This is a genomic window from Actinopolyspora mortivallis DSM 44261, assembly GCF_000384035.1.
GTDB lineage: Bacteria > Actinomycetota > Actinomycetes > Mycobacteriales > Pseudonocardiaceae > Actinopolyspora > Actinopolyspora mortivallis.
In genome coordinates, this window is sequence record NZ_KB913024.1 from 1,729,264 (window position 1) to 1,752,317 (window position 23,054).

General features: G+C 67.8%; 20 protein-coding genes. 14 read left to right on the forward strand and 6 right to left on the reverse strand.

The genetic code is table 11. From position 1 onward, the window contains the following. Window positions 1-10: 10 nt before the first annotated feature. The 4 genes from ACTMO_RS0108360 to cutA form a co-directional block, all read right to left on the reverse strand. Entirely contained in the window at window positions 11-2,104 is a 2,094-nt protein-coding gene (locus ACTMO_RS0108360; RefSeq protein WP_026448998.1) for a prolyl oligopeptidase family serine peptidase, read from the reverse strand. A 91-nt stretch (window positions 2,105-2,195) separates the two neighbouring features. Further along, on the reverse strand, window positions 2,196-3,551 hold the full coding sequence (locus ACTMO_RS0108365) for a NupC/NupG family nucleoside CNT transporter (RefSeq protein ID WP_019854231.1): 1,356 nt from the start codon (window positions 3,549-3,551) through the stop codon (window positions 2,196-2,198). A gap of 207 nt (window positions 3,552-3,758) precedes the next feature. After that, a complete protein-coding gene (locus ACTMO_RS0108370) occupies window positions 3,759-4,076 on the reverse strand; it encodes a hypothetical protein (protein WP_019854232.1) in 318 nt (105 codons plus the stop codon). Window positions 4,077-4,178: 102 nt separating this feature from the next. Beyond that, window positions 4,179-4,496 (reverse strand): divalent-cation tolerance protein CutA, encoded by a 318-nt coding sequence (cutA, locus tag ACTMO_RS0108375; protein WP_019854233.1) that lies wholly within the window; start codon window positions 4,494-4,496, stop codon window positions 4,179-4,181. A gap of 156 nt (window positions 4,497-4,652) precedes the next feature. Between cutA and ACTMO_RS0108380 the strand changes: the two genes are divergently transcribed. From ACTMO_RS0108380 to ACTMO_RS0108410, 7 genes are all read left to right on the forward strand, one after another. Next, window positions 4,653-4,865: a DUF2795 domain-containing protein gene (locus tag ACTMO_RS0108380; protein WP_026449000.1), complete on the forward strand. Its 213-nt coding sequence runs from the start codon at window positions 4,653-4,655 to the stop codon at window positions 4,863-4,865. Window positions 4,866-4,924: 59 nt separating this feature from the next. Continuing rightward, window positions 4,925-5,212 carry a 4a-hydroxytetrahydrobiopterin dehydratase gene (locus tag ACTMO_RS0108385; protein ID WP_019854235.1) on the forward strand — a complete coding sequence of 96 codons (288 nt, stop codon included), beginning with the start codon at window positions 4,925-4,927 and terminating at the stop codon, window positions 5,210-5,212. Window positions 5,213-5,840: 628 nt separating this feature from the next. Further along, the gene (gene gltB / locus ACTMO_RS0108390; protein WP_019854236.1) at window positions 5,841-10,412 is read left to right on the forward strand and encodes a glutamate synthase large subunit; all 4,572 of its coding nucleotides are present in this window, start codon (window positions 5,841-5,843) and stop codon (window positions 10,410-10,412) included. Further along, on the forward strand, window positions 10,405-11,856 hold the full coding sequence (locus ACTMO_RS0108395) for a glutamate synthase subunit beta (RefSeq protein WP_026449001.1): 1,452 nt from the start codon (window positions 10,405-10,407) through the stop codon (window positions 11,854-11,856). The genes gltB and ACTMO_RS0108395 overlap by 8 nt, the downstream gene beginning before the upstream one ends. A 587-nt stretch (window positions 11,857-12,443) precedes the next feature. Further along, window positions 12,444-13,583, forward strand: coding sequence for a S1 family peptidase (locus ACTMO_RS0108400; RefSeq protein WP_026449002.1), 1,140 nt, complete (start codon window positions 12,444-12,446; stop codon window positions 13,581-13,583). 147 nt (window positions 13,584-13,730) lie between these two features. Next, window positions 13,731-14,186 (forward strand): RrF2 family transcriptional regulator, encoded by a 456-nt coding sequence (locus tag ACTMO_RS0108405; protein WP_026449003.1) that lies wholly within the window; start codon window positions 13,731-13,733, stop codon window positions 14,184-14,186. A gap of 136 nt (window positions 14,187-14,322) precedes the next feature. Further along, entirely contained in the window at window positions 14,323-15,246 is a 924-nt protein-coding gene (locus tag ACTMO_RS0108410; RefSeq protein ID WP_051099051.1) for a sulfite exporter TauE/SafE family protein, read from the forward strand. A gap of 145 nt (window positions 15,247-15,391) precedes the next feature. On the opposite strand, the gene ACTMO_RS0108415 is transcribed toward ACTMO_RS0108410, so the two are convergent. Further along, window positions 15,392-15,883, reverse strand: a complete 492-nt coding sequence (locus tag ACTMO_RS0108415; RefSeq protein ID WP_019854241.1) for a MarR family winged helix-turn-helix transcriptional regulator — start codon at window positions 15,881-15,883, stop codon at window positions 15,392-15,394. A 149-nt stretch (window positions 15,884-16,032) separates the two neighbouring features. On the opposite strand from ACTMO_RS0108415, the gene wrbA reads away from it, so the two are divergent. Genes wrbA through ACTMO_RS0108430 form a run of 3 tightly spaced genes read left to right on the forward strand, consistent with a single transcriptional unit; the run spans window position 16,033 to window position 17,871 of the window. Continuing rightward, a complete protein-coding gene (gene wrbA / locus ACTMO_RS0108420) occupies window positions 16,033-16,647 on the forward strand; it encodes an NAD(P)H:quinone oxidoreductase (protein WP_019854242.1) in 615 nt (204 codons plus the stop codon). Window positions 16,648-16,675: 28 nt separating this feature from the next. Then, complete coding sequence (locus ACTMO_RS0108425) at window positions 16,676-17,644, forward strand: ring-cleaving dioxygenase (RefSeq protein WP_019854243.1); 969 nt, start codon at window positions 16,676-16,678, stop codon at window positions 17,642-17,644. A gap of 5 nt (window positions 17,645-17,649) precedes the next feature. Beyond that, a complete protein-coding gene (locus ACTMO_RS0108430; RefSeq protein WP_211212928.1) occupies window positions 17,650-17,871 on the forward strand; it encodes an alpha/beta hydrolase in 222 nt (73 codons plus the stop codon). A 100-nt stretch (window positions 17,872-17,971) separates the two neighbouring features. Here ACTMO_RS0108430 and ACTMO_RS20750 read toward each other — a convergent pair whose 3' ends face one another. Further along, window positions 17,972-19,171 (reverse strand): hypothetical protein, encoded by a 1,200-nt coding sequence (locus ACTMO_RS20750; protein ID WP_019854244.1) that lies wholly within the window; start codon window positions 19,169-19,171, stop codon window positions 17,972-17,974. Window positions 19,172-19,384: 213 nt separating this feature from the next. Between ACTMO_RS20750 and cysC the strand changes: the two genes are divergently transcribed. The 4 genes from cysC to ACTMO_RS0108455 all read left to right on the forward strand — a co-directional run bounded on the left by cysC (window position 19,385) and on the right by ACTMO_RS0108455 (window position 23,023). After that, complete coding sequence (cysC, locus tag ACTMO_RS20755) at window positions 19,385-19,999, forward strand: adenylyl-sulfate kinase (protein WP_051099054.1); 615 nt, start codon at window positions 19,385-19,387, stop codon at window positions 19,997-19,999. 227 nt (window positions 20,000-20,226) lie between these two features. Beyond that, entirely contained in the window at window positions 20,227-21,048 is an 822-nt protein-coding gene (locus ACTMO_RS0108445) for a CoA transferase subunit A (protein ID WP_019854246.1), read from the forward strand. Beyond that, window positions 21,045-21,845: a CoA-transferase subunit beta gene (locus tag ACTMO_RS0108450; RefSeq protein ID WP_019854247.1), complete on the forward strand. Its 801-nt coding sequence runs from the start codon at window positions 21,045-21,047 to the stop codon at window positions 21,843-21,845. The genes ACTMO_RS0108445 and ACTMO_RS0108450 overlap by 4 nt, the downstream gene beginning before the upstream one ends. Then, window positions 21,842-23,023, forward strand: coding sequence for a thiolase family protein (locus ACTMO_RS0108455; protein ID WP_019854248.1), 1,182 nt, complete (start codon window positions 21,842-21,844; stop codon window positions 23,021-23,023). The genes ACTMO_RS0108450 and ACTMO_RS0108455 overlap by 4 nt, the downstream gene beginning before the upstream one ends. Window positions 23,024-23,054: the final 31 nt, after the last annotated feature.

The window sequence follows — 23,054 nt, forward strand, 5'->3', positions numbered from 1 at the left end:
GCGGGCCCGCTCAGGCGTCGGGGGAGGGCAGTGTTCTGCGCAGGAAGTCCAGCTGCAACAGCAGCAGGTTCTCGGTCTTGCTCTCCGAGGTGGGCATGTGGCTGACCCCGGGCAGCGGGAGCAGGGTGTGGGCCTTGCCCGCGTTGGTCAGGGCCTCGGAAAGCAGCAGGGAGTGCGCGAACACCACGTTGTCGTCCACCGTCCCGTGGATCAGCAGCAGCTCTCCTCCCAGCTCTCCGGCCAGGTGGGGCAACGAGTTCGCGGTGTAGACCTCGGGGTGTTCGTTCGGATCACCCAGGTAGCGTTCGGTGTAGTGCGTGTCGTACAGCAGCCAGTCGCTGACCGGGGCCCCCGCGATCGCGGTGTGGAACACGTCGGGACGACGCAGCACCGCCAGGGCCGCCAGGTAGCCCCCGAACGACCACCCGCGGATGGCCACCCGCTTCAGGTCCAGTTCCTCGTGCTCGGCGGCGCAGGCGTGCAGGGCGTCCACCTGGTCCTGAAGCGGCGGTCCGGCCGTGTCCCCCGCGATGGCGCGGTCCCACGCCGGGCCGCGCCCGCCGGTCCCGCGCCCGTCGACGACCAGCACGGCGAATCCCTGTTCGGCGAACCACTGTGAGGTCAGGTACCCGTGTCTGCGGTGCAGCACCCGCTGTGCCTGCGGTCCGCCGTAGGGATCGAGGAGTACGGGGAGGCTGCCGTGCTCGGGTGTGTGCCAGCTGGGCAGCAGCAGCGCTCCGGCGAGCTCCCGCGCGCCGAGTCGGAGGAGTTCGACTCGGGGGACGATCGTGCTCTCCTCCGCGTGGGAGGGGATCTCGGCAACGGTCTCCCCTCCGCGCAGCACCCGTACACGGGTGCGCAGTTCCCGCAGACCCGCCGAAGCCAGGACCGTGACGGGGCCGCCGCGTGCGGCACCGTGCACCCCCGGAGTGTCGCTGAGCCTGTGCACCCCCGAAGCGTCGACCAGACAGACGTGTATCTGCGTCGGGTCCCCGTCGGAGGCGGCGATCATGATGTCGTCCTCACCGATGTCCAGCACCGCACGGACCTGCAGTTCGTCACCGGTGCGGTCCTCGCCGTCGACCAGCAGGCGGTACGCCCCGTCCACGGGTGAGATCCGCACGAGTGAGCCCTCGGGAGTCCAGGCGGGCCAGCCGGTCTTGATCTCCACCCAGTGCTCGTCGGTTTCCCGGTGCACTTCGCGGGTCTCGCCGGTCTCCGTGTCGAGGGCGAGCACCGGTTGACTGCGCTGGTTGCGGGTCTGCACGGCCAGCAGCGGCGGTCCGTACGCGGACCAGTGCACGGTGACCAGGTACGGATGGTTCTCGTGGTCCCAGCGCACCGGAAGACGCCGGGACCCGTCGAGGTCGATCAGTTCCAGTCGGACCTCGGCGTTGGCCTTGCCCGCGGCGGGATAGGCGGTGGTGCGCGGGGGAAGGGTGGGGTCGGTGGGATCGGTGAGGTTCCAGCGGGCCACGGCGGACTCGTCGACCCGGGTGGCCAGCACCGCCGATCCGTCCGGCGACCACCAGTAACCGCGTCGGCGGTTCATCTCCTCGGCGGCGATGAACTCCGCGGTGCCCCAGCTCTGTTGGTCGTGTTCGGGCTCGGCCAACGCCCGGTCCCCGCTGCCGTCGGAGCCGATCACCCGTAGGGCGCCCCCGGAGGTGTAGGCGATTCGTGTCCCGTCCGGGCTGGGTCGGGGATCGGCCACCGGATGCTGAGCGGGCAGCCGGGTGACGTCCCCGGTGTCGAGGTCGACGACGAACAGCGCCCCGGAAAGCGCGAAAGCGACCGTGGACACCGGGGAGTCGGTCGCATAGCTCGTGATTCCCGAAGCACGTTCACGGACGCGCTCCCTCCGGGCCCTCTCCGCGGGGGAGGCGTCGTCGGTGTCGTCCAGTTCGGCCGGGTCGGCCACACGGCGTTCCCGTCCGTCCTCCGGGGTGAACATCCACAGGGCGTTGTTGCGGTCCGTGCCGCTCGAGGACCGCAGGAACAGCACCCGCCGCCCGTCCGGTGACACAGTGAAATCGCGTGGCGCCCCCAGGGTGAATCCCTGGGTTCGGGCGCTGTGACGAGGAAACGTATCGGCTGCGGTCATGGCAGTAGCCTGTCAAACCCTCGTCCGGCCGTGTGGAGGGTGGGCCGGTGCGTCCCCCGCCCCTGGCCGTCGGGACGGGGGACACGACTCCTCAGGGCACGAGGATGCCGGCGATCGCCGCACTCATCAGGTTCGCCAGCGTGCCGGCCAGCACGGCCCGGATGGCGAACTGGGCGATCAGGGGTCTCCGGGAGGGGACCATTCCTCCGAGTCCTCCGAGGAGGATGCCCAGCGAGCCGAAGTTGGCGAATCCGGTCAGTGCGAAGGTGACGATGACGGTGGTGCGGTCGGAGAGCCCCTCGGCGGCGGGGCCGAAGTCGGCGAAGGCGACGAACTCGTTGAGGGCCAGTTTCTGCCCCAGGAAACTCCCCGCCTCCACGGCCTCGTTGAGCGGTACGCCGATGGCGACCATCACCGGTGAGAAGACGTAGCCGAGCACGCGTTGGAAGGTGAGGTCCTCCAGTCCGAACAGGCCGCCGACTCCACCGAGGATCAGGTTGAGCAGCGCGATCAGCGAGATGAAGGCGAACAGCATCGCCCCCACGTTGAGCGCGAGTCGCATCCCGTCGGAGGCACCGACGGCGGCGGCGTCGATCACGTTGCGTGGTTTCTCGGAGCTCTCCGGCGTGGCCGGGGCCTCCTCCTCGTCGGGGGCGTCGGTGTCGGCGGACCCCTCCTCGGGGGTTTCCGCGGAGCTCGTGGCCGAGCCGCCCGTGCTGGCGAGCACGGCCCGGTCACTGGTGGACTTCTCCGTTTCGGGAACGATGATCTTGGCCATCAGCAGCCCGGCCGGGGCGGCCATGAAGCTCGCGGCGATCAGGTACTCCAGGTTGGCTCCCAGCAGGGAGTACCCCACGAGTACCGTTCCCGCCACCGTGGACAGTCCTCCGGCCATGACGGCGAAGAACTCGGATCGGGTCATCCGCGCCAGATAGGGCCGTACGACCAGGGGGGCCTCCGTCTGTCCCACGAAGATGTTCGCGGTGGCGTTCAGGGACTCGGCCCTGGTGGTGCCGAGTACTTTCTGCAGACCTCCTCCGATGAGGCGCACCACCCACTGCAGGATGTTCCAGTGGTAGAGCACCGCGGTCAGCGAGGCGATGAACACGATGATGGGCAGTACCTGGAAGGCGAACACGGTGGCGTTGCCCTCGAGCTGCCCGAGCAGCGGGCCGACCATGAACTCGATGCCCTCGTTGGCCGAGTCGATCACTCTGCCGACGCCGTCGGCCACCACACCCAGAACCCGTGTTCCCGGCTCCCACCGCAGCACCAAAAAAGCGAAAATAACTTGGATCGCCAGGGCTCCGAGCACCGTGCGCGGTCGGATGGAACGGGGACTCGTGGACAGGGCGACCGCGATCAGCAGCAGCACGATCATGCCGCCGATGCCCCACAGTATGTGCACGAAACAGTCCTTTCTGCTTTCGCCCGGTGGGCGGTTCATCACGTTTCGCGAACGCTGACCGCCTACGTCACCATTGTCGGATCGCCGAATGTTGACACGTGGCCGAGCGGACGGACAGAGCGGGACACGTTTCGTCGCGGCGTGGAACCGGAGTCTTTCGGTGAGCGGAAGAGGATCAGCATCCGGGTTTCGTGCCGGAGGCGGGTGGGCACACTCGGTGGTCAGGATCCCCGGGGTTGTGAACGGTCAACGACGCCGTTCCACGGCGGCCGCGAGTCTGTGGATGAACACGAACACGAGCGGGAAGGCCCCCAGCACCGCCCACCTGCCGTCGTCCAGCCACAGCCACAGCAACAGCCCCGCCAGCAGGGCCAGCACACCCGCGCGGTTCCCCCAGTCCGCGGCGGCGCGGTGCAGGCGGATCAGCACCAGTCCCGCCAGCGCGACGAACACGCCGGCCGGGATCCACTCCCAGTGCAGGGTGAGCGTCGCCAGGAGTGTTCCCAGTGCCGGCCCGACGGTCGCGGTGTAGATGTCGGTGCGGGTGATGGTCGGCTGTTTCATCCGGCTGGATCCTTGGGTGTCGCGCTCGCGACGTCCGTGTTCGGGCTGGTGGTCGTCTCCGTCGCCGCGGCGTCCGACGGGGGCGAACGCCGCGGCGAGCTCCTACTGGCTGGTTTCCTCGTCGATCCAGGACAGGTACTCCGGATCGCCGGAGACGATCGGTGTGGCGATGATTTCCGGGACCTCGTAGTTGTGGTGCTTGCGGAGATGCTCGATGAGTCCGTCGAGGCGACTCCGCGAAGTCTTGATCTGCAGTTGCCACTCCCGCTCGTCCTGGACCCCCCCTTCCCAACGGAAGAAACTGCGCACCTCCGCGACCTGCACACACGCTCCGTGGTGGCCGTGGACCACCCCGCGCGCCAGCTCCGCGGCGGTGTCTGCCGAGTCGGTGGTCGTGACGACCTGTAGGTGTTCCGCCATGGCCTCAGGCTAGCTGCGGCGGGCGGGCGAAGATCCACCAGGCGAGGTTTACCCGCCTCGGACGGACGGTATTCCCCGGGGAGAGGGTGAGTCGATGATCGCCCGGTGGTCTCCGAGCACCGAAGGAACGCGTACCGTGCCCGTGAGGAGAGGATCATGACCGACGCGGACGAACGACGGGTGAGCAAGGCCCTACAGGGACTGGAGTTTCCGGCGGACCGGGAACAGCTGCTCCGTTACGCGGAGCAGCGACAGGCGGATCCGCGGACGCTGCGCGCACTGCGGGCGCTTCCCGCCGGGGTCTACCAGGACGGTGCGGAGGTCGAGAACTCTCTTCCCCAACGCCCCGAACGGGAGGGCTCCGAGTGAGACGACCCGTCACGGGGTGGTGGCACGCGGTACGTGTACGTGAAGGCGAGGTGGACGCAGTGCCCGAGTTGTTGGATCGCGAGACCATCGTGAGCAGGCTGGCGTCGGGTTGGGAGTACCGTGACGGGGCGGTGCACAGGACCTGGCAGCTCAAGGGTTTCCTCACGGCGATGAGCATGGCCAACGCGATCGCGCACCTGGCCAACGAGGCCAACCATCATCCCGATCTGTCCGTGCACGACTACAACCGGCTGACCGTACGCGTCACCACACACTCCGCCGGTGGGGTGACCGAGAACGACCTGGGGTTGGCCGAGCGGATCGAGCGGCTGCACAACGCGGAATGAGACTCTCTCGTCCGTGACCCCGGCGTCCGGTTTCGCCGGGGCGTAGGGGAACGCCCTCGTGCCGTCTCCGGTGTGGTGGCAGGGGGCGTGTTCCGGGCCAACCCGTGGAATCCCGGTGAGCGGCTGGGACTTTTAGAGGAATTCTTTCCGTTTGGCGAATTCGCCGGAAGAATGTTTTCGTTCTTCTTTTTGGTGAGGGAGCCGCTTCTCTCTCGTTCTTCGGGCTTCGTGGTGTGATGGGGAGCGGAACAACGTGTCTATAGTCACTGTTGTTTCAGTATTGAATGAAATCTTTGTTCCCCAGGAGGATCGCTGCTACCTTCCGAAGGGAAAACAACCTCCTCGCCGAACACGCACTCGACGAACGAGCTCTCGGACCGGTGGCGTCCGACCGGTCGGGCCCGGACTGCCGTACACCGCCACGAGTTCCCACTTCGTGGGAAAACGACGCGCGAGTGTAACGCGTGTTACTTACACGTAGTCGAGCGCGGCGGCGATCTGTATAGTTTCGCGAACTGACCAAGAGTGCAACGGCGCATCCTTCTTGTCAGCTCCGGAGAGGTTTCTACGGTCTCACTCTGTCGTGTCCACGCGGTTGGGATCGTTGCCTGAGGACGGGAGGATCCGAATGCCGGTTTCCCAGAATGCGAGAGGTCGTGCGCAACGGGGCGCCGACGGTGCGGGGCTCTACGACCCTGCCAACGATCACGATGCGTGCGGTGTGGCGCTCGTCGCCGACATGAGCGGCCGCAAGGACCACGCCATCGTACGTAACGCGCTGCAGGCCCTGCGTAACCTGGAACACCGGGGCGCCAAAGGCGCGGATCCGGACACCGGTGACGGTGTGGGAATCCTGACGCAGGTTCCGGACGCCTTCCTGCGTGAGGTGGTCCCCTTCGAGCTGCCCGCCGCCGGTTCCTACGCGGTCGGCAACGCTTTTCTTCCCGACGACGAGGTCGAGTGCGAACGCGCCGTGGCCGAGATCGAGCGTCTCGCCACGGAGGAGGGGCTGCGTGTTCTCGGGTGGAGGGAACTGCCGGTCGAGCCGAGCTGCGCGGGCTCGCTGGCGCGGAGTGTGATGCCGCGCTTTCGCCAACTGTTCGTCGCCGAGCGGTCGAGCGCCGGCACCGACGGGCAGGACCCCGTGATGCGGCTGGAACGCCGCGCCTTCTGCCTGCGCAAGCGGGCCGAGCACAGTGTCGACGTCTATTTCCCCAGCCTGTCGGCGCGCACTCTCGTCTACAAGGGGATGCTGACCGAGGCGCAGCTCGACGCCTTCTTCATGGATCTGACCGACGAGCGGTTCACCAGCGCGATCGGACTGGTGCACTCGCGGTTCTCCACCAACACCTTCCCCTCGTGGCCGCTGGCACATCCGTACCGGTACATCGCGCACAACGGTGAGATCAACACCATGCGCGGGAACCGGAACTGGATGCGGACCCGCGAGAGCATGCTCGACACCGACCTGATCCCGGGGGATCTGTCCAGGCTCTATCCGATAGCCACCCCGGACGCCAGTGATTCGGCCACCTTCGACGAGGTGCTCGAACTGCTGCACCTCGGTGGACGCTCCCTGCCGCACGCGGTGCTCATGATGATCCCGGAGGCGTGGGAGAACCACGCGGAGATGGATCCGCAACGCCGTGCCTTCTACGAGTTCCACAACAACCTCATGGAGCCGTGGGACGGGCCGGCGCTGGTCACCTTCACCGACGGCGCACGGGTCGGTGCGGTACTCGACCGCAACGGGCTGCGTCCGGGACGCTACTGGATCACGCACGACAACATGGTCGTGCTGGCCAGTGAAACCGGTGTACTGGACATCGCACCGGAACGGATCGCCCGCAAGGGAAGGTTGCAGCCGGGCAGGATGTTCCTCGTCGACACCGAGCAGGCACGGGTGGTTCCCGACGACGAGGTGAAGAGCGAGCTGGCCTCCCAGTACCCCTACCGCCAGTGGCTCGACGAAGGAATGGTGTACCTCGAGGACCTGCCGCGGCGTTCCCGGGAGGTGCCCACGCACTCCTCGCTGGTGCAGCGCCAGCAGCTGTTCGGCTACACCCAGGAGGAAGTCGACAAGCTGCTCAAGCCGATGGCCGTCGGCGGTGCCGAGCCGGTCGGCTCCATGGGTAACGACGTTCCGCTCGCGCCGTTGTCCGAGCGTCCGCGCCAGTTGTTCGACTACTTCACGCAGCTGTTCGCCCAGGTGACGAATCCGGCGCTGGACGCCATCCGCGAGGAGCTGGTGACCTCGCTGAGCACCCACGTCGGTCCCGAGCACAACCTGCTGGAGACCGACCCCGCCGCCTGTCACCAGCTCGTGCTGCCCTTCCCGGTACTGGACAACGACGAACTGGCCAAGCTCGTCCACATCAACGACGACGGGGACCGTCCCGACCTGCAGTCGGTGACCGTGCACATGGTCTACCGCGCCGCGGGGGGCGGCCAGGCGCTGCGGGAACGGCTCGACGAGATCTGCCGCGAGGTCTCCGAGGCCGTGGCCTCGGGGGCGCGGATCATCGTGCTCTCCGACCGCGGGGCCGACGCCGAGTACGCGGCGATTCCCTCATTGCTGTTGACGGGGGCGGTGCATCACCACCTCATCCGGGAGAAGACCCGGACCCAGGTGGGGCTCGTCGTCGAGGCGGGTGACGTGCGCGAGGTGCACCACGTGGCCCTGCTGATCGGGTACGGAGCAGCGGCGGTCAACCCGTACCTGGCCATGGCCAGCGTGGAGGATCTGGCCGGACGCGGCGAACTGTCCGAGGTGGATGGAAAGAAGGCCACCGAGAACCTGATCAAGGCGCTCGGCAAGGGGCTGCGCAAGACCATGTCGAAGATCGGTGTCTCCACCGTGTCCTCCTACACCGGGGCACAGATCTTCGAGGCGATCGGCCTCGGCGAGGAGATCGTCGAGCGGTGCTTCGCGGGCACCACCTCCCGGTTGGGTGGGCTCGACTTCGACACCCTCGCCGACGAGATCGCCCAGCGGCACCGCAGGACCTTCCCCGAACACGGGCTCAAGGCCCACCACAGGGAACTGGACGTGGGCGGGGAGTACCAGTGGCGACGCGAGGGCGATCCCCACCTGTTCAACCCGCACACGGTGTTCAAGCTGCAGCACTCCACGCGCAGCGGGCAGTACGACGTCTTCAAGGAGTACACCAACCACGTCGACGAGCAGTCCGAGCGGCTGATGACGCTGCGTGGGCTGCTGCGGTTCAAAGAGGGCGTACGCGAACCGGTGGACATCGACGAGGTCGAGCCCGTCTCGGAGATCGTGAAACGGTTCGCCACCGGCGGCATCTCCTACGGTTCCATCTCCAAGGAGATGCACGAGGTGCTCGCGATCGCGATGAACCGTCTCGGAGGCAAGTCGAACACCGGTGAGGGCGGAGAGGACGCCGACAGGTTCACGGTGGACCCCAACGGCGACTGGCGCCGTTCGGCCATCAAGCAGGCCGCCAGTGGGCGTTTCGGTGTGACCAGCGAGTACCTGGTCAACGCCGACGACATCCAGATCAAGATCGCCCAGGGAGCCAAGCCGGGTGAGGGCGGTCAGCTGCCCGGCCACAAGGTCTACCCGTGGATCGCCGACACGCGCCACTCCACCCCCGGAGTCGGGCTGATCTCGCCCCCGCCGCACCACGACATCTACTCCATCGAGGACATCGCCCAGCTGATCTACGACCTCAAGAACGCCAACCCGCGGGCCCGGGTGCACGTCAAGCTGGTCTCCGAGGTCGGGGTGGGCACGGTCGCGGCCGGAGTGAGCAAGGCGCACGCCGACGTGGTGCTCGTTTCCGGGCACGACGGTGGTACCGGAGCCTCGCCGCTGTCCTCGATCAAACACGCCGGGGCCCCCTGGGAGCTCGGCTTGGCCGAGACCCAGCAGACACTGCTGGCCAACGGACTCAGGGACCGGATCGTGGTGCAGACCGACGGTCAGCTCAAGACCGGGCGTGACGTGGTCATCGCCGCCCTGTTGGGAGCCGAGGAGTTCGGGTTCGCGACCGCTCCGCTGGTGGTCTCCGGATGCGTCATGATGCGGGTGTGCCACCTGGACACCTGCCCGGTGGGGGTCGCCACGCAGAACCCCGAGCTGCGGGCGAAGTTCGACGGGCGTGCCGAGTACATCGTCCGGTTCTTCGAGTTCGTCGCCCAGGAGGTCCGGGAGCACCTGGCCGCGCTGGGCTTCCGCTCCGTCGAGGAGGCGGTCGGCCACACCGAGGTACTGGACACCGACCCCGCCTGTCGACACTGGAAGACCGAGGGCATCGATCTGTCCCCGATCCTGCACGTGCCCGAGGTCGCCGCGGGAGAGGCCAGGCACTGTACCTCCAGCCAGGAGCACGGGCTGGAGAAGGCGCTGGACAACACCCTGATCCAGCTCAGCGAGGGGGCGCTGACGGAAGGAACACCGCTGACCCTGGAGTTGCCGGTACGCAACGTCAACCGGTCGGTCGGCACCATGCTCGGGTACGAACTCACCCGCAGGTGGGGTGGTGCCGGGCTGGCCGACGACACCATCGACGTCACCTTCACCGGCTCGGCGGGGCAGTCGTTCGGTGCCTTCGTGCCGCGCGGGATCACCCTGCGGTTGACCGGTGACGCCAACGACTACGTCGGCAAGGGGCTGTCCGGCGGGCGGATCGTGCTGCGTCCCCCGGAGGAGGCGGCCTTCTCCGCCGAGGAGAACGTGATCGCGGGGAACGTACTGCTCTACGGGGCGACCCAGGGCGAGATGTTCGTCCGTGGTGTCGTCGGCGAGCGTTTCGCCGTGCGCAACTCCGGTGCCTCGGCGGTCGTGGAAGGAGTGGGTGACCACGGCTGCGAGTACATGACCGGAGGTCGGGTGGTCGTGCTCGGGACCACGGGACGCAACTTCGCCGCCGGGATGTCCGGAGGAATCGCCTACGTGCTCGACCTGAGGTCCGAACGGGTCAATCCGGACATGGTGGATCTGGATCCGCTCGGTGAACAGGACCGTCGGGAACTCGCCGAGTTGCTCGAGAGGCATCACCACGAGACCGGTTCCACCGTGGCACGCCGGTTGCTGGATGACTGGGAGAGCGCCGTGCGGCGTTTCGTCAAAGTCATGCCGAAGGATTTCAAGCGCGTGCTCAGTGCCAAGGCCGACGCCGAGCGCGAGGGCCGCGACGTCAACGAGGCGATCATGGAGGCCGCTCATGGCTGACCCGAAGGGCTTTCTGACCACGCCGCGCGAGACGCCGCGGCGCCGGCCGGTGGACATTCGGCTCAAGGACTGGCGGGAGGTCTACGAGGAGTTCTCCCACCAGCACCTCCAGCAGCAGGCCGGGCGGTGCATGGACTGCGGGATTCCCTTCTGCCACCAGGGGTGTCCGCTGGGCAACCTCATTCCGGAGTGGAACGACCTGGTCTGGAGGGAGGACTGGCACGCCGCTCTGGAGCGGTTGCACGCCACCAACAACTTTCCGGAGTTCACCGGCACGCTGTGCCCCGCTCCCTGCGAGGCTGCCTGTGTGCTGGGGATCAACTCGGACGCGGTGAGCATCAAGCAGGTGGAGATCGAGATCATCGATCGTGCCTGGGAGGAGGGGTGGGTACCTCCGCAGCCCCCCACCTCCTCGACCGGCCGTACCGTGGCCGTGGTCGGCTCGGGACCGGCGGGGCTCGCCGCCGCCCAGCAGCTCACACGCGCCGGGCACCGTGTGGTGGTCTACGAGCGGGCCGACCGGATCGGTGGCCTGCTGCGCTACGGTATTCCCGAGTTCAAGATGGAGAAGTTCCGGCTGAACCGCAGGCTGGAACAGATGCGTGCCGAGGGGACCGAGTTCCGCACCGGTGTGAACGTGGGTGTGGACCTCACCGTCGAGCAGTTGCGCGACGAGCACGACGCCGTGGTGCTGGCGGGCGGCTCGACGGTCTCCAGAGACCTGCCCGTTCCGGGCAGGGAGCTCGACGGGGTGCACCAGGCGATGGAGTACCTTCCGCAGGCCAACCGGGTGCGGGAGGGTGATCTGGAGAGCGCCCCCATCGACGCGGCCGGTAAGCACGTGGTCATCATCGGCGGTGGGGACACCGGTGCGGACTGCCTCGGTACGGCCCACCGCCAGGGAGCCGCCTCGGTGACCCAGCTGGAGATCATGCCGACCCCGCCGAGCAGCAGGCCGGACAACCAGCCCTGGCCCACCTACCCGATGCTCTACCGGGTCTCCTCCGCCCACGAGGAGGGTGGTCAGCGGTTGTTCTCGGTGAACACGCAGGAGTTCCTCGGCGACGAGCGGGGACGGGTACGCGCGCTGCGTCTGGTCGAGGTCCGCCGGGAGAACGGCGGGTTCGTCCCGGTGGAGGGCACCGAGCGTGAACTGCCGTGCCAGTTGGCGCTGCTGGCCATGGGGTTCGTGGGACCCGAGCGGACCGGAATGGTCGAGGAGCTGGGGGTCGAACTCGACGCCCGGGGCAACGTCGCACGGGACTCCTCCTTCATGACCAGCGTGGACGGTGTGTTCAGCGCCGGTGACATGGGACGTGGCCAGTCCCTGATCGTCTGGGCCATTTCCGAGGGAAGGTCGGCGGCCGCGGGAGTGGATCGTTATCTGATGGGACGGGACACCCTTCCGGCCCCGATCGCTCCGACGGATCGTCCGCTTTCCTGACTCCTCGTTCACGGAACGTCAGTGGGGCCCTACGGGGCCCCACTTTTCGTGGTTCGAAAAGATCGAATTGCTTCGTCGGCGTTAAAGATCGAAGAAGATTTTCTGGTAGTGGACAACCCGTAAGAGCGCTGTTCCGTCCGGACAAGTGGAAGGGAAAAGGGGGAGGCGGAAGCGATGGTTCCCGGTTGGAACATACTTTTTCGTTCCCGTTTTTCGCGTTTCGCTTTCCATGTGTCCCGTTTCGCTCTTCGCTGTGAACACTCTGCGTCATCGCCGGGTCGAGGTCGGTCCGGATGGGGGAGGGAGGGAACGTAACCTCCTCTCACCTGGCATTTTCCTTCTCTCTTCCAAGAGAAAGCAAAAAACTCTATCAGTCGTGGTGATCCTGTCAACGCAAAGCGGTCGACTGCTTCCTCTGTTCCGATCCGGATCATCGCTTCTCGTCCGTGCTTCTGCACGGACGGTGATCGCTCGGTGCTACTCCTTTTGCGAACGTTGCTGCAAAAGCAGTATTGTCGTCGTTCTCTTTTCTCCGGAAACTCTTCGGCCACCGAATCAGATCCGTTTCGTGGCTAAGGAGAACACGGATGCGACGAAAATTAGCCGGTCGGATGGCCGCGACCGCGTTACTGGCGGTCGGAACCCTGACCGCCATGACGGCACCGGCCACGGCGAACTCCGTGGCCGATTCCCGGGGTGAAGGCCCGGAACGGGCGACCACCATGATGCAGGCCATGCAGCGTGACCTGGGACTCACCCGGGACGAAGCACGCCAACGACTCGCCGACGAGGCCGCGGCCCGGCAGGCCGCCGACCGTCTCAAGGACGTGTTGGGCTCCGGGTTCGGCGGTTTCCGCTACGACGCCGCGAGCGGGGCTCTCGTCGTCTCGGTGACAGATCCCGACCGTTTCGACGAGGTCCGCGCCCACGGAGCGGTACCGGAACTGGTCGACGACAGCCGTGCCGAGCTGCGCCGGGCCGGCAAGGTGCTGGACGGGCACGCGCAGCGTGCCCCGCGCTCGGTGACGGGGTGGTACGTGGACTCCGCGAGCAACTCCGTGGTGGTGACCACGGAGCACGGCACGGCCGAGCGGGCCGAACGGTTCGTACGTTCGACGGGAGTCTCACCGGACAGGGTGCGGGTGGTCGAGTCCGGTGAACGGCCCCGTACCTACGCGGACGTGATCGGCGGGCAGCGTTACACCATCAACGGTTCCACCGTCTGCTCGGTCGGTTTCGCGGTTTCCGGTGGTTTCGTCACCGCCGGGCACTGCGGTGATCCGGGAGACCGAACCAGCAGTCCGAGCGGAACCTTCGCCGGTTCCTCGTTCCCCGGCAACGACTACGCCTACGTGCGGACGGGCTCGGACGACACGTTGCGGCCGTGGGTGGACACCTACGACGGCTCCGTGCGCACGGTGCGCGGTTCCCGCTCCGCTCCCGTCGGCTCCTCGGTGTGCCGTTCCGGGCAGACCACCGGTTGGCACTGCGGCACCATCGAGGCCAAGAACCAGACCGTGCGCTACCCCAGCGGCACCGTCCGGGGTCTGACCCGCACTGACGTGTGTGCCGAGCCGGGGGACTCCGGTGGTTCGTTCATCTCCGGGAACCAGGCCCAGGGAATGACCTCCGGTGGGTCCGGAAACTGCACCTACGGTGGAACCACCTACTTCCAGCCGGTGAACGAGGCGCTGAACGCCTACGGGGTGAACCTGGTGACCGGCTGATCCGCATCTCCCGCCGGAAAGGGGCCATCCCCGCCGGGGAGGACACCTCGGGGCCACCCGTCCACTGGGCGGGTGGCCCCGAGTCGTTCCCGCGGGGTGCTCACGGGCTGGCGGCGCGAGGGCTCGGCGGTGATGAACAATCGGGTCATGCGAATTTCGGCCAAGGTGGACTACGCGTTGCGCGCGCTGATCCAGATAGCCCGCGCGCAGACCGGGCCGGTCAGCGCCGAGGACGTGGCGCTCGCCCAGGGAATCCCCCGTAACTTTCTGCAGGCGGTGCTCAGCGATCTGCGCCGGGCCGGATTCGTGGCGAGTCGACGGGGCCAGGCCGGTGGATGGGTCCTGGACCGGGACCCCGCGAGCATCTCCATCGCCGACGTGATCAGGGCCACCGACGGACCTCTCGTCAGTGTGCACGGCACACGCGCCGAGGACGTGTGCTACGAGCCCTCGGTGGCCATCCTGCAGTGGGTGTGGATCGCCGTGCGCAGCAGTCTGCGCGAAGTGCTCGAGAATGTCACCATAGCCCAGCTCGTCTCCGGACAGCTTCCCCCGGACGTGGCGGCCCGGACCAGTGAGAGCGGGGTCTGGGAGTCGCGGTGAACAACCGCGGTCGAGGCTCTCCCGAGTGGTGGGAGCGCCTTGACCGGTTCGGCAGAAAGTGTACCGTTTTTATCAACTTAGTTGTAAAAGCCGCTCGGGCTCGCGGAGTGCGAGCGGGAACGGTCTGGAGGCATTGGTGCCCACTCTGTTACTCGTGGCAGTGGCCGGATTTCTCGCCCAACTGGTCGACGGATCGCTGGGCATGGGATTCGGCGTTACGGCCACCACAGGCCTGTTGGCCGTGGGAACCGTGCCCGTGATGGCTTCGGCCTCGGTACACCTGGCCAAGATCGGTACCGCCGTCGCCTCCGGGGCCTCCCACTGGAGGATGCGGAACGTGGACTGGCGGATGGTCGGTTGGCTGGCCATCCCCGGAGGTCTCGGCGGGTTCCTGGGGGCCACGGCGCTCTCCTCAGTGGCCACCGGCTCCGCACGGGTCTGGATGGCCGTGCTGCTGCTCGTGCTGGGCAGCTACGTGGTGGTGCGGTTCTCGGCGTGGTCGCGTCCGGTCCACGGGGGCGGGCTCACCCCCGCCGGGCGACGTTGGCTGGTGCCGCTCGGGGGAGTGGGGGGTTTCGTGGACGCCGTGGGGGGCGGCGGCTGGGGGCCGGTGACCACCTCCACGTTGTTGAGCACGGGCCGGGTTCTGCCGCGCCGCACGGTGGGCACGGTCAACACGAGCGAACTGATCGTCTCGCTCGGTGCCACCTCGGGTTTCCTGGCGCACAACGGTGGGCAGGCGTGGAAGTGGCCCGTCATTCTCGGCTTGCTGGTCGGTGGTGTGCTGGCCGCTCCGCTGGCGGCGTGGCTGGTGCGGGTACTGCCGGTCCGCGTCCTGGGGGTGGGAGCCGGTGGTCTGATCGTGTTCACCAACGCCCGTGTGCTGCTCGGTGTGGTCGGGGTTCCCACGGGGGCGACGGCCTTCGTCAGCGTGGTGGTCGGCTTGGTCTGGATGGCCGGTCTGGTCTGGGCCGTGCGCACGGAGGTGTACCAGCGACGGCTGGCCAGGTTAGAGGCGGCCTCCGCGGATCCGGAATCGCTGTGTGAGAGGGCCCGGTAGGAAGTTCCCACAGCCCCGACGGGAGGGTGCCCCGCGTTCCCCGTCCGGGGCTCTTCCGGTGCCACCCGGCCCGGCGACGCGATGTTCCGCCTCGTCGGGCCGGTCTCGTGTGTGGCCGCCCGGTCGCCTCTGACCGAAAGGGGCGTTATTCGGCGTTCGCCGTCCGCAGGGTGCGCATCGCCTCCGCGAGTCGTTCCGAGTTCTCCGGCCCCAGGGGGGCCAGCACGGTGCGACGCAGGATCTCGGCACAGGCGTGTTTGGCCTCCTCTGCGGTTCTGCGGCCGTGGTCGGTCAGCACGACGTAGGTGACCCGTCGGTCGGTCTCACACGGTTCCCGCCGGATGAGTTCGGCCGCGACGAGTCGGTCGGCGACCTTGGTGAACCCCCCGCTGCTCAGTGCCGCCTCCTTGGCCAGCTTGGTCATGGGCATGCGGTAGTCCGGCGAACGCACCAGTCTCACGAGGATGTCGAAGGCTCCCGGTGTGAGGTCGAACCGCTCGGTGATCTCAGCCATGAGCCTTTCCTGGGTGGTGTGATAGCCCTCGATCACAAGCCCCCACCAGGTGACGATCTCGTCGTCGTCGGCCTCCTCGTCGGTCTGTTGGGGGGGTGTGGTGGCGATGTCCTCGGTTCCCACCTGACCGCCTTTCTGCCTCGTGTCTGCTTCCCTGCTCGGAGTCTAACTACCAGCGCATTAACTCTTCCTAAGAAACTTCTTGCTAGCTAGATATTTTCTGGTAGTCTCGTCCCGGAAGCAGCAGGAACCCGAATCCAGGAGTGAACAGGATGAGTGCACCGGTCAGGCTCGCGGTCGTCTACTACTCGGCGACGGGGGTCGTCGCCGAGATCGCCAACACGTTGACCTCCGAGGCGGAGGCGGCCGGCGCCGAGGTCCGGCTGCGCCGGGTCGCCGAACTCGCTCCCGACGCCGCGATCGACGCGAACCCGGCCTGGAGGGCCAACCTCGAAGCCACCCGACAGATCGCCGAGGCGACCCCGGAGGACCTGGTGTGGGCGGACGCGGTCGTCTTCGGCACCCCGACCAGGTACGGAAACGTCGCGGCGCAGCTCAAGCAGTTCATCGACTCGTTGGGGCCGCAGTGGCAGCAGGGACTACTCGCGGACAAGGTCTACAGCGGGTTCACCTCGACCTCCACCAAGCACGGTGGGCAGGAGTCCACCCTGCTGGCTCTCTACAACAGCGTGCACCACTTCGGGGGGATCCTGGTCACCCCCGGCTACACGGACGCGTCGAAGTTCGCCGACGGCAATCCCTACGGCACCGCCCACGTGGACGGCCAGGGACAGTTCAAGGTCGACACCGAAACGAGGCAGGCCGCCTCCGTGCAGGCGCGTCGGGTCGTCACCGTCGCTCGTGCGCTGCGTGAGGGTCGCACCTGACCCGCATTCGCCGCGGGAGGAGGAACACATGACCATTGCCACCAGCGGACTCCACCACGTCACGGCGATCGCGGGGGATCCGCAGCGCAACGCGGACTTCTACCTGCGCACGCTGGGACTGCGGATGGTCAAGACCACCGTCAACTTCGACGACCCCGGTACCTATCACCTCTACTACGGTGACGAGGCGGGACGTCCCGGTACGCTGATGACCTTCTTCCCGTTCCACGGGGCCCCACCGGGCAAACACGGCAACGGCCAGGCCACGGCGACGGCCTTCTCCGTTCCGGAGCACTCCCTCGGATGGTGGCAACGTCACCTGCACGAAGCCGAGGTGCGGACGGAACGGGCGCGGACCCGGGAGAACGAGGAGGTGCTGACGTTCCGTGATCCCGACGGTCTGGTGCTCTCGCTCGTGGCCCACACCCAACCCGACCCCAGGCGGCCGTGGGACAACGGGGTGGTCCCCGCCGAACACGCGGTACGTGGTCTGCACTCTGTCACGCTCTCGGTCGACAGCGCGGAGGCCACCGTGGAGATGCTGGCTGGTATGGGGCTGAGTCTCCTCTCCGAGGAGGGGAACCGGCTGCGCTTCGCCGCGGCGCGGGGAGAGCCCGGAAGCCTCGTGGACGTGCTCGTGCGTCCGGGGGCGGAACGCGGTCTGGTGGCTTCCGGGACCGTGCATCACGTCGCCTGGCGTGCCCCGGACGAGTCCACCCAGGCCGCCTGGCGGAGCGAACTGGCGGAGAACGGGGTTTCGGTGACCTCGATCCTCGACCGCCAGTACTTCCGGTCCGTCTACTTCCGCGAGCCGGGGGGAACGCTCCTCGAGATCGCCACCGACGAGCCGGGCTTCACCGCCGACGAACCCCTGCTCGAACTGGGCCGGGCGCTCAAGCTGCCCCCCTGGCTGGAGCCGAACCGGGAACAGATCGAGGCGATGCTGCCCCACCTGGAGCTTCCCAGCGAGAACAACCCGCGCGGGGCGGTCTCGTGACGCCGGTGGAACCACCACCGCGCCGCCGCTACGCCGAGGGAGATCCGCGGGCTCCGGTGCTGCTGTTGCCGCACGGCACCGGGGGAACCCCGGAGGACATCGCGGTGTTGGGACGTGAACCGGACCCGACGGCGACGCTGCTGGCTCCGGCGAGCAGGGGTTCGGGAACGGAGTGGCCCGGTGGTTCCGCAGACACGCGGCCTTCCGTACGAACGGAGCCGAGGTGACCTCGTAAACGGCATCCCGGAGGCCACGGGATCCCCCGGAGTCGCCGCGCGAGGCCGCCCGGTGCCTACGGAGGACAACGGGCCGATCCGGAGACGGTCGTCACCGTCCCCGGGCCCGCAGCAGTGATCTCTTGGCGCGACGGTACAGCGTCAGGGCAGCCCGCGACAGCGGATGCTGCTCGCACAGGTGGACCAGGCTCCGCCGGACGCCGACCGGGGCGGGTTGCTGCGGCTGAGGCGGCGGAGGAGCCGGTTCGCTCCGCGGCGGGTCGTACACCAGCTCGGCGAGTATTTCGACCGCCACCTCGGTGGTCTCCTCCGGATCGGCGTGGTCGGGATGGGACCCGGATGCGGCCGTTTCCGTGGCTGGACGAAGTTCGGCCAGGTCACCGACGACGTGGTAGTCGCTCCCACCGAGTTCGGCGATGATCCGTTCGGCCTGCTCGTCCAGCCACTGGCGGTGTTGCTCCGGAACCTCGATGGGGGTGCGTGGTTTCCTGCTGCCGAGCAGGTCGGCGGCGATGCGGGACTTGACCAGTTCGTCGTGGCGTCCCCAGCTGACGCGTCCCTCCAGTCGCTGGTTCAGTCGGCGGAGTACCTCGGTCTCGGCGACCCCGAGTGAACGGTTCGGTCTGCTGACCCGGGTGTCGAACGCCTGCGGGTCGACACCGATCAGTTCGGCGAACCGGTACCAGACCGTGTCCGGGTCGTTCCCCTTCGGGGGGACGGTCACGACGTGGACTCGCTCGGGAGGAAGGCGCGCGGCCCACCGGGACAGGATCGCCGGGGTGTCCTGCCGGGGCCAGAAAAGCTCACTGAGCGGGTTCGTCTCGGAAGCCGTCCCCCGGATCCCGGAGACGAAATCCTCGAATGTGAGTGTGTGTCGATTTTTGACGTCCTCCTGCCACACGGCGGGCAGCTGCCGTAACAGATCCCGTGCCGTGCACACCAGATGAACCTCGGCGAAGGAGAGATCCCGCATGGCACGTTCGACCTGTTCCGGGGTGGCCGTGCAGAACAGCTCGTGGGAAATGACCACGGTTCCGGGCCAGGCCGCGGCCTCCTCGACGAGAGCGTTCCATGCCCGCGGAACGTTCTCGTCGAACCAGTCGTGCTGGAACTGCTTTTCCTGCAGGTCCATGGCGGCGTGGAAGTGCGAGTCGGGACGTTTCCCCGGGTAGAGCACCCCCGAGTGCCGCAGGTCGGTCCGGTTGTTCCAGAGAATCTCCTGCAGATACGTCGTTCCGGTCTTGGGGGAACCGACGTGGAGGTAGACCCGTGTGGGGGCGCCGGTGCTCATCGCTTCTCCAGTCGCTGACGATATCGGGAAGGGAACTCGAAATCGAGCAAGACACCCTAGCAAGATGCCGGGGAAACACCGGTGACGGAGGGGAGTTCCCCTTCGTGCCTCGGGTATGGCCTAATTCCCGCGAAAGGATGAACAGAAGTGTCGCTGCTCTGTAGGGTGGTGGACACCGCACGTGCTGGCCGGGGCTTTCGAGGCGATCACATCATGGCTTCCGGCTCAGTGCCGTTCGACGGGAAGGGACAGGCGATGGAGCTCGCGGGGGCCACGCTCTGGCTGACCGGTCTGCCGGGGTCGGGCAAGTCCACGATCGCTGAGGTGACGGCGGAGGAGCTGTTCCGTCGGGGCGCGCGCGTGGAGGTGCTCGACGGGGATCGCCTGCGGACTAACCTCTCCGCGGATCTCGGGTTCAGCATGGCCGACCGCAACGAGCACGTCCGACGCACCGGTTTCGTCGCCCAGTTGCTGGCCGCGCACGGTGTCACGGTGCTCGTGCCCGTGATCGCCCCGTACTCGGCCGCGCGTTCGGCGGTGCGTCGCCAGCACGAGGCCGCGGGGTGTCCGTACTTCGAGATCCACGTGGCGACTCCGCTCACCGAGTGCATGCGTCGTGACCCGAAGGGGCTCTACGGACGCGCGGCCGCCGGAGAGCTCTCCGGACTCACCGGCTACGACGCCGAGTACCAGGAGCCGGTGGAGCCCGAGCTGCGGGTGGACACCACCAGCACCGACATCCTGACGGCACGGGACGAGGTGCTGGCTCTGCTGTCCGGTGACCGGGGCCCACACGAACGGGGGAACAGAGCGGTCGAGTACGACTGAGTGTTCCTCGCGAAACGGACTTCGGAGCGCCGACTCACGACGCGTCCGCGTTCTCGATGGCCCGGCGACGGTGTTCGCCGGGCCTTTTTCGTGTCCGGGGGCGGCGGAGCTCGGTGTTGACCGGAGCGGAGTAGCGGTTTACGTTCGCATAAAGCACGTACGTTCTCTCAGCGAACAAACCAGGGTACGTGTCGACACCGTGCGAAGACCGCGGAACGGAGTGGCCAGTGGCACGCATTCTGCAGCTCGACACGGCCGTGGCCGAGCTCGTCAACGATGGGGACACCGTCGCCTTGGAAGGGTTCACCCATCTCATTCCGGTCGCGGCGGGACACCAGATCATCCGCGCGCGGCGCAGGAACCTGACCCTCGTCCGGATGACCCCCGACGTGATCTACGACCAGATGATCGGCGCCGGATGCGCGGACAAACTGGTGTTCTCCTGGGGCGGCAACCCCGGAGTGGGGTCGTTGCACCGGTTCCGGGACGCCATCCAGCACTCCTGGCCCGTTCCGCTGGAGATCGAGGAACACAGCCACGCGGGGATGGCCAACCGCTATGTGGCGGGCGCCTCCGGGCTGCCGTTCGCCGTGCTGCGGGGCTACGCCGGAACCGATCTTCCGGAGCACACCGAGACCATCAGTACGGTGCGCTGTCCCTTCACCGGGCAGGAACTGGCCGCCGTGGCCGCGCTCAACCCCGACGTGGGCGTCATTCACGCCCAGCGGGCGGACCGGGCGGGAAACGTGCAGCTGTGGGGGATATCCGGAGTACAGAAGGAGGCGGTGCTCGCCTCCAGGAGATCGTTGGTGACCGTGGAGGAGGTCGTCGAACGGCTGCCGGAACAGCCCGGCGCCGTGGTGATCCCCGGCTGGGCGGTCACCGCCGTGTCCGAGGTCCCGGGCGGGGCCCGTCCTTCCTACGCCCAGGGGTATTACGAGAGGGACAACGGCTACTACCAGGACTGGGACGCGATCAGCAGGGACCGGGACCGGTTCCTGGAGTGGCTGGAGACCGAGATCCACGGTGCGGAGAGGAGCCCACGATGAGCGGTCCGCGACCCGAGTCCGCGACGGGGGCGGAGTTCAGTTCGGACGAGATGATGACGGTGGCCGCGGCCCGCTCGTTGTCCGACGAGGCGGTGTGCTTCGTCGGGATCGGGCTGCCCAGCACGGCGGCCAACCTCGCGCGCCGGACACACGCCCCGGGACTGGTGCTGCTCTACGAGTCCGGCACGTTGGGAACCCGCCCGGAACGACTTCCCCTGTCCATCGGGGACGGTGTGCTGGCCGAGACGGCCGACGCGGTGGTCGGTGTGCCCGAAGTGTTCAACTACTGGTTGCAGCCGGGGCGCGTGGACGTCGGCTTCCTCGGCGGGGCCCAGGTGGACCGCTACGGGAACATCAACACCACGGTCATCGGGGACGACTACCGTTCCCCCAAGGTCCGGCTGCCCGGTGCCGGGGGCGCGCCGGAGATCGCCGCCTCCTGCAAGGAGGTGCTCATCGTGATGCGCCACAGTCCCAGGGCGTTCGTCCCCGCCGTGGACTTCGTCACCTCGGTGGGGTACGGCAGGGACGGTCGGGCACGCGACCGACTGGGTCTCTTCGGCAGCGGTCCCGTCAGGGTGATCACGGACCTCGGTGTGCTCGAACCCGATCCCGAGACCAGGGAGTTGGTGCTGACCCGGCTGGCCCCGAAGGTCGAGGTGGAGCAGGTGCGCGCGGCCACGGGATGGCCGCTGCGCGTCGCCGAGCGGGTGGAGGTGCAACAGCCCCCCACCGAGAACGAGTTGGGGATCCTGCGGGATCTGAAGGCAACCCTCGGGAACGGAGAGTCGTCGTGAGCAACGAAGTGTACGTACTCGACGCGGTGCGCACCCCGGTGGGGCGTTACGGAAAGGGACTCGCCGAGGTCCGCCCCGACGACCTCGCCGCGCACACGGTCAGGGAGCTCGTACGACGCCACCCCGAGCTGGACCCGGAACAGCTGTGTGACGTGCTGTTCGGTGACGCCAACGGCGCCGGTGAGGACAACCGCAACGTGGCGCGGATGGCCGTACTGCTGGCCGGGTTGCCCACCAGCGTGCCGGGAGCGACGGTGAACCGGCTCTGCGGTTCGGGTCTCGAGGCGGTCATCGAGGGAAGCCGTCTGGTGCAGACCGGTGACGGGGAGCTGGTGCTCGCGGGCGGGGTCGAGTCGATGAGTCGTGCCCCCTGGGTGCTGCCCAAACCCGGTCACGCCTATCCCCGCGGACACGAGACCCTGCACTCCACGACGCTGGGCTGGCGGATGGTCAACCCCCGGATGCCGGAGAGATGGACCGTGTCGCTGGGGGAGAGCGCGGACCTGCTCGCCGAGAGTTACGGGATCGACCGCTCCGCGCAGGACACCTTCGCGGTACGCAGCCACGAGAAGGCGGACGCCGCCTGGCGGAACGGGCTGTTCGCCGACGAGGTGGTTCCGGTCCCCGGTACGGACCTCACCCGGGACGAGGGGATCCGCGCGGACACGTCACTGGAGAAACTCGGCGGGCTGTCCCCGGTGTTCCGTTCCGGAGGCACGGTGACCGCGGGCAACGCCTCGCCGATGAACGACGGGGCCGCCGCCGTGCTGCTCGGCAGCGCGCGCGGAGCGGAGCTGGCCGGTGCCGAACCGTTGGCGAGGATCGTGAGCAGGGCCTCCTGCGCCGTCGACCCCGACGTGTTCGGGATCGGCCCGGTGGAGGCCGCCCGTACCGCCCTACGGCGTGCCGGGATCGGATGGGGCGAGCTGGATGCGGTCGAACTGAACGAGGCCTTCGCGGCCCAGTCGTTGGCCTGCCTGGCCGAGTGGCCCGACCTCGACCCGGAGATCGTCAACCAGCAGGGCGGGGCGATCGCACTCGGCCATCCGCTCGGCGCGTCGGGCGCGCGGATCCTGACGACCCTGGCCCACCAACTGCACCGCCGCGGAGGCGGATGGGGGCTCGCCGCGATCTGTATCGGTGTGGGGCAGGGCCTGGCCGTGGTGCTGCACGCCTGACCGGGACACACCGACGGGTCCCGTGGAGCCC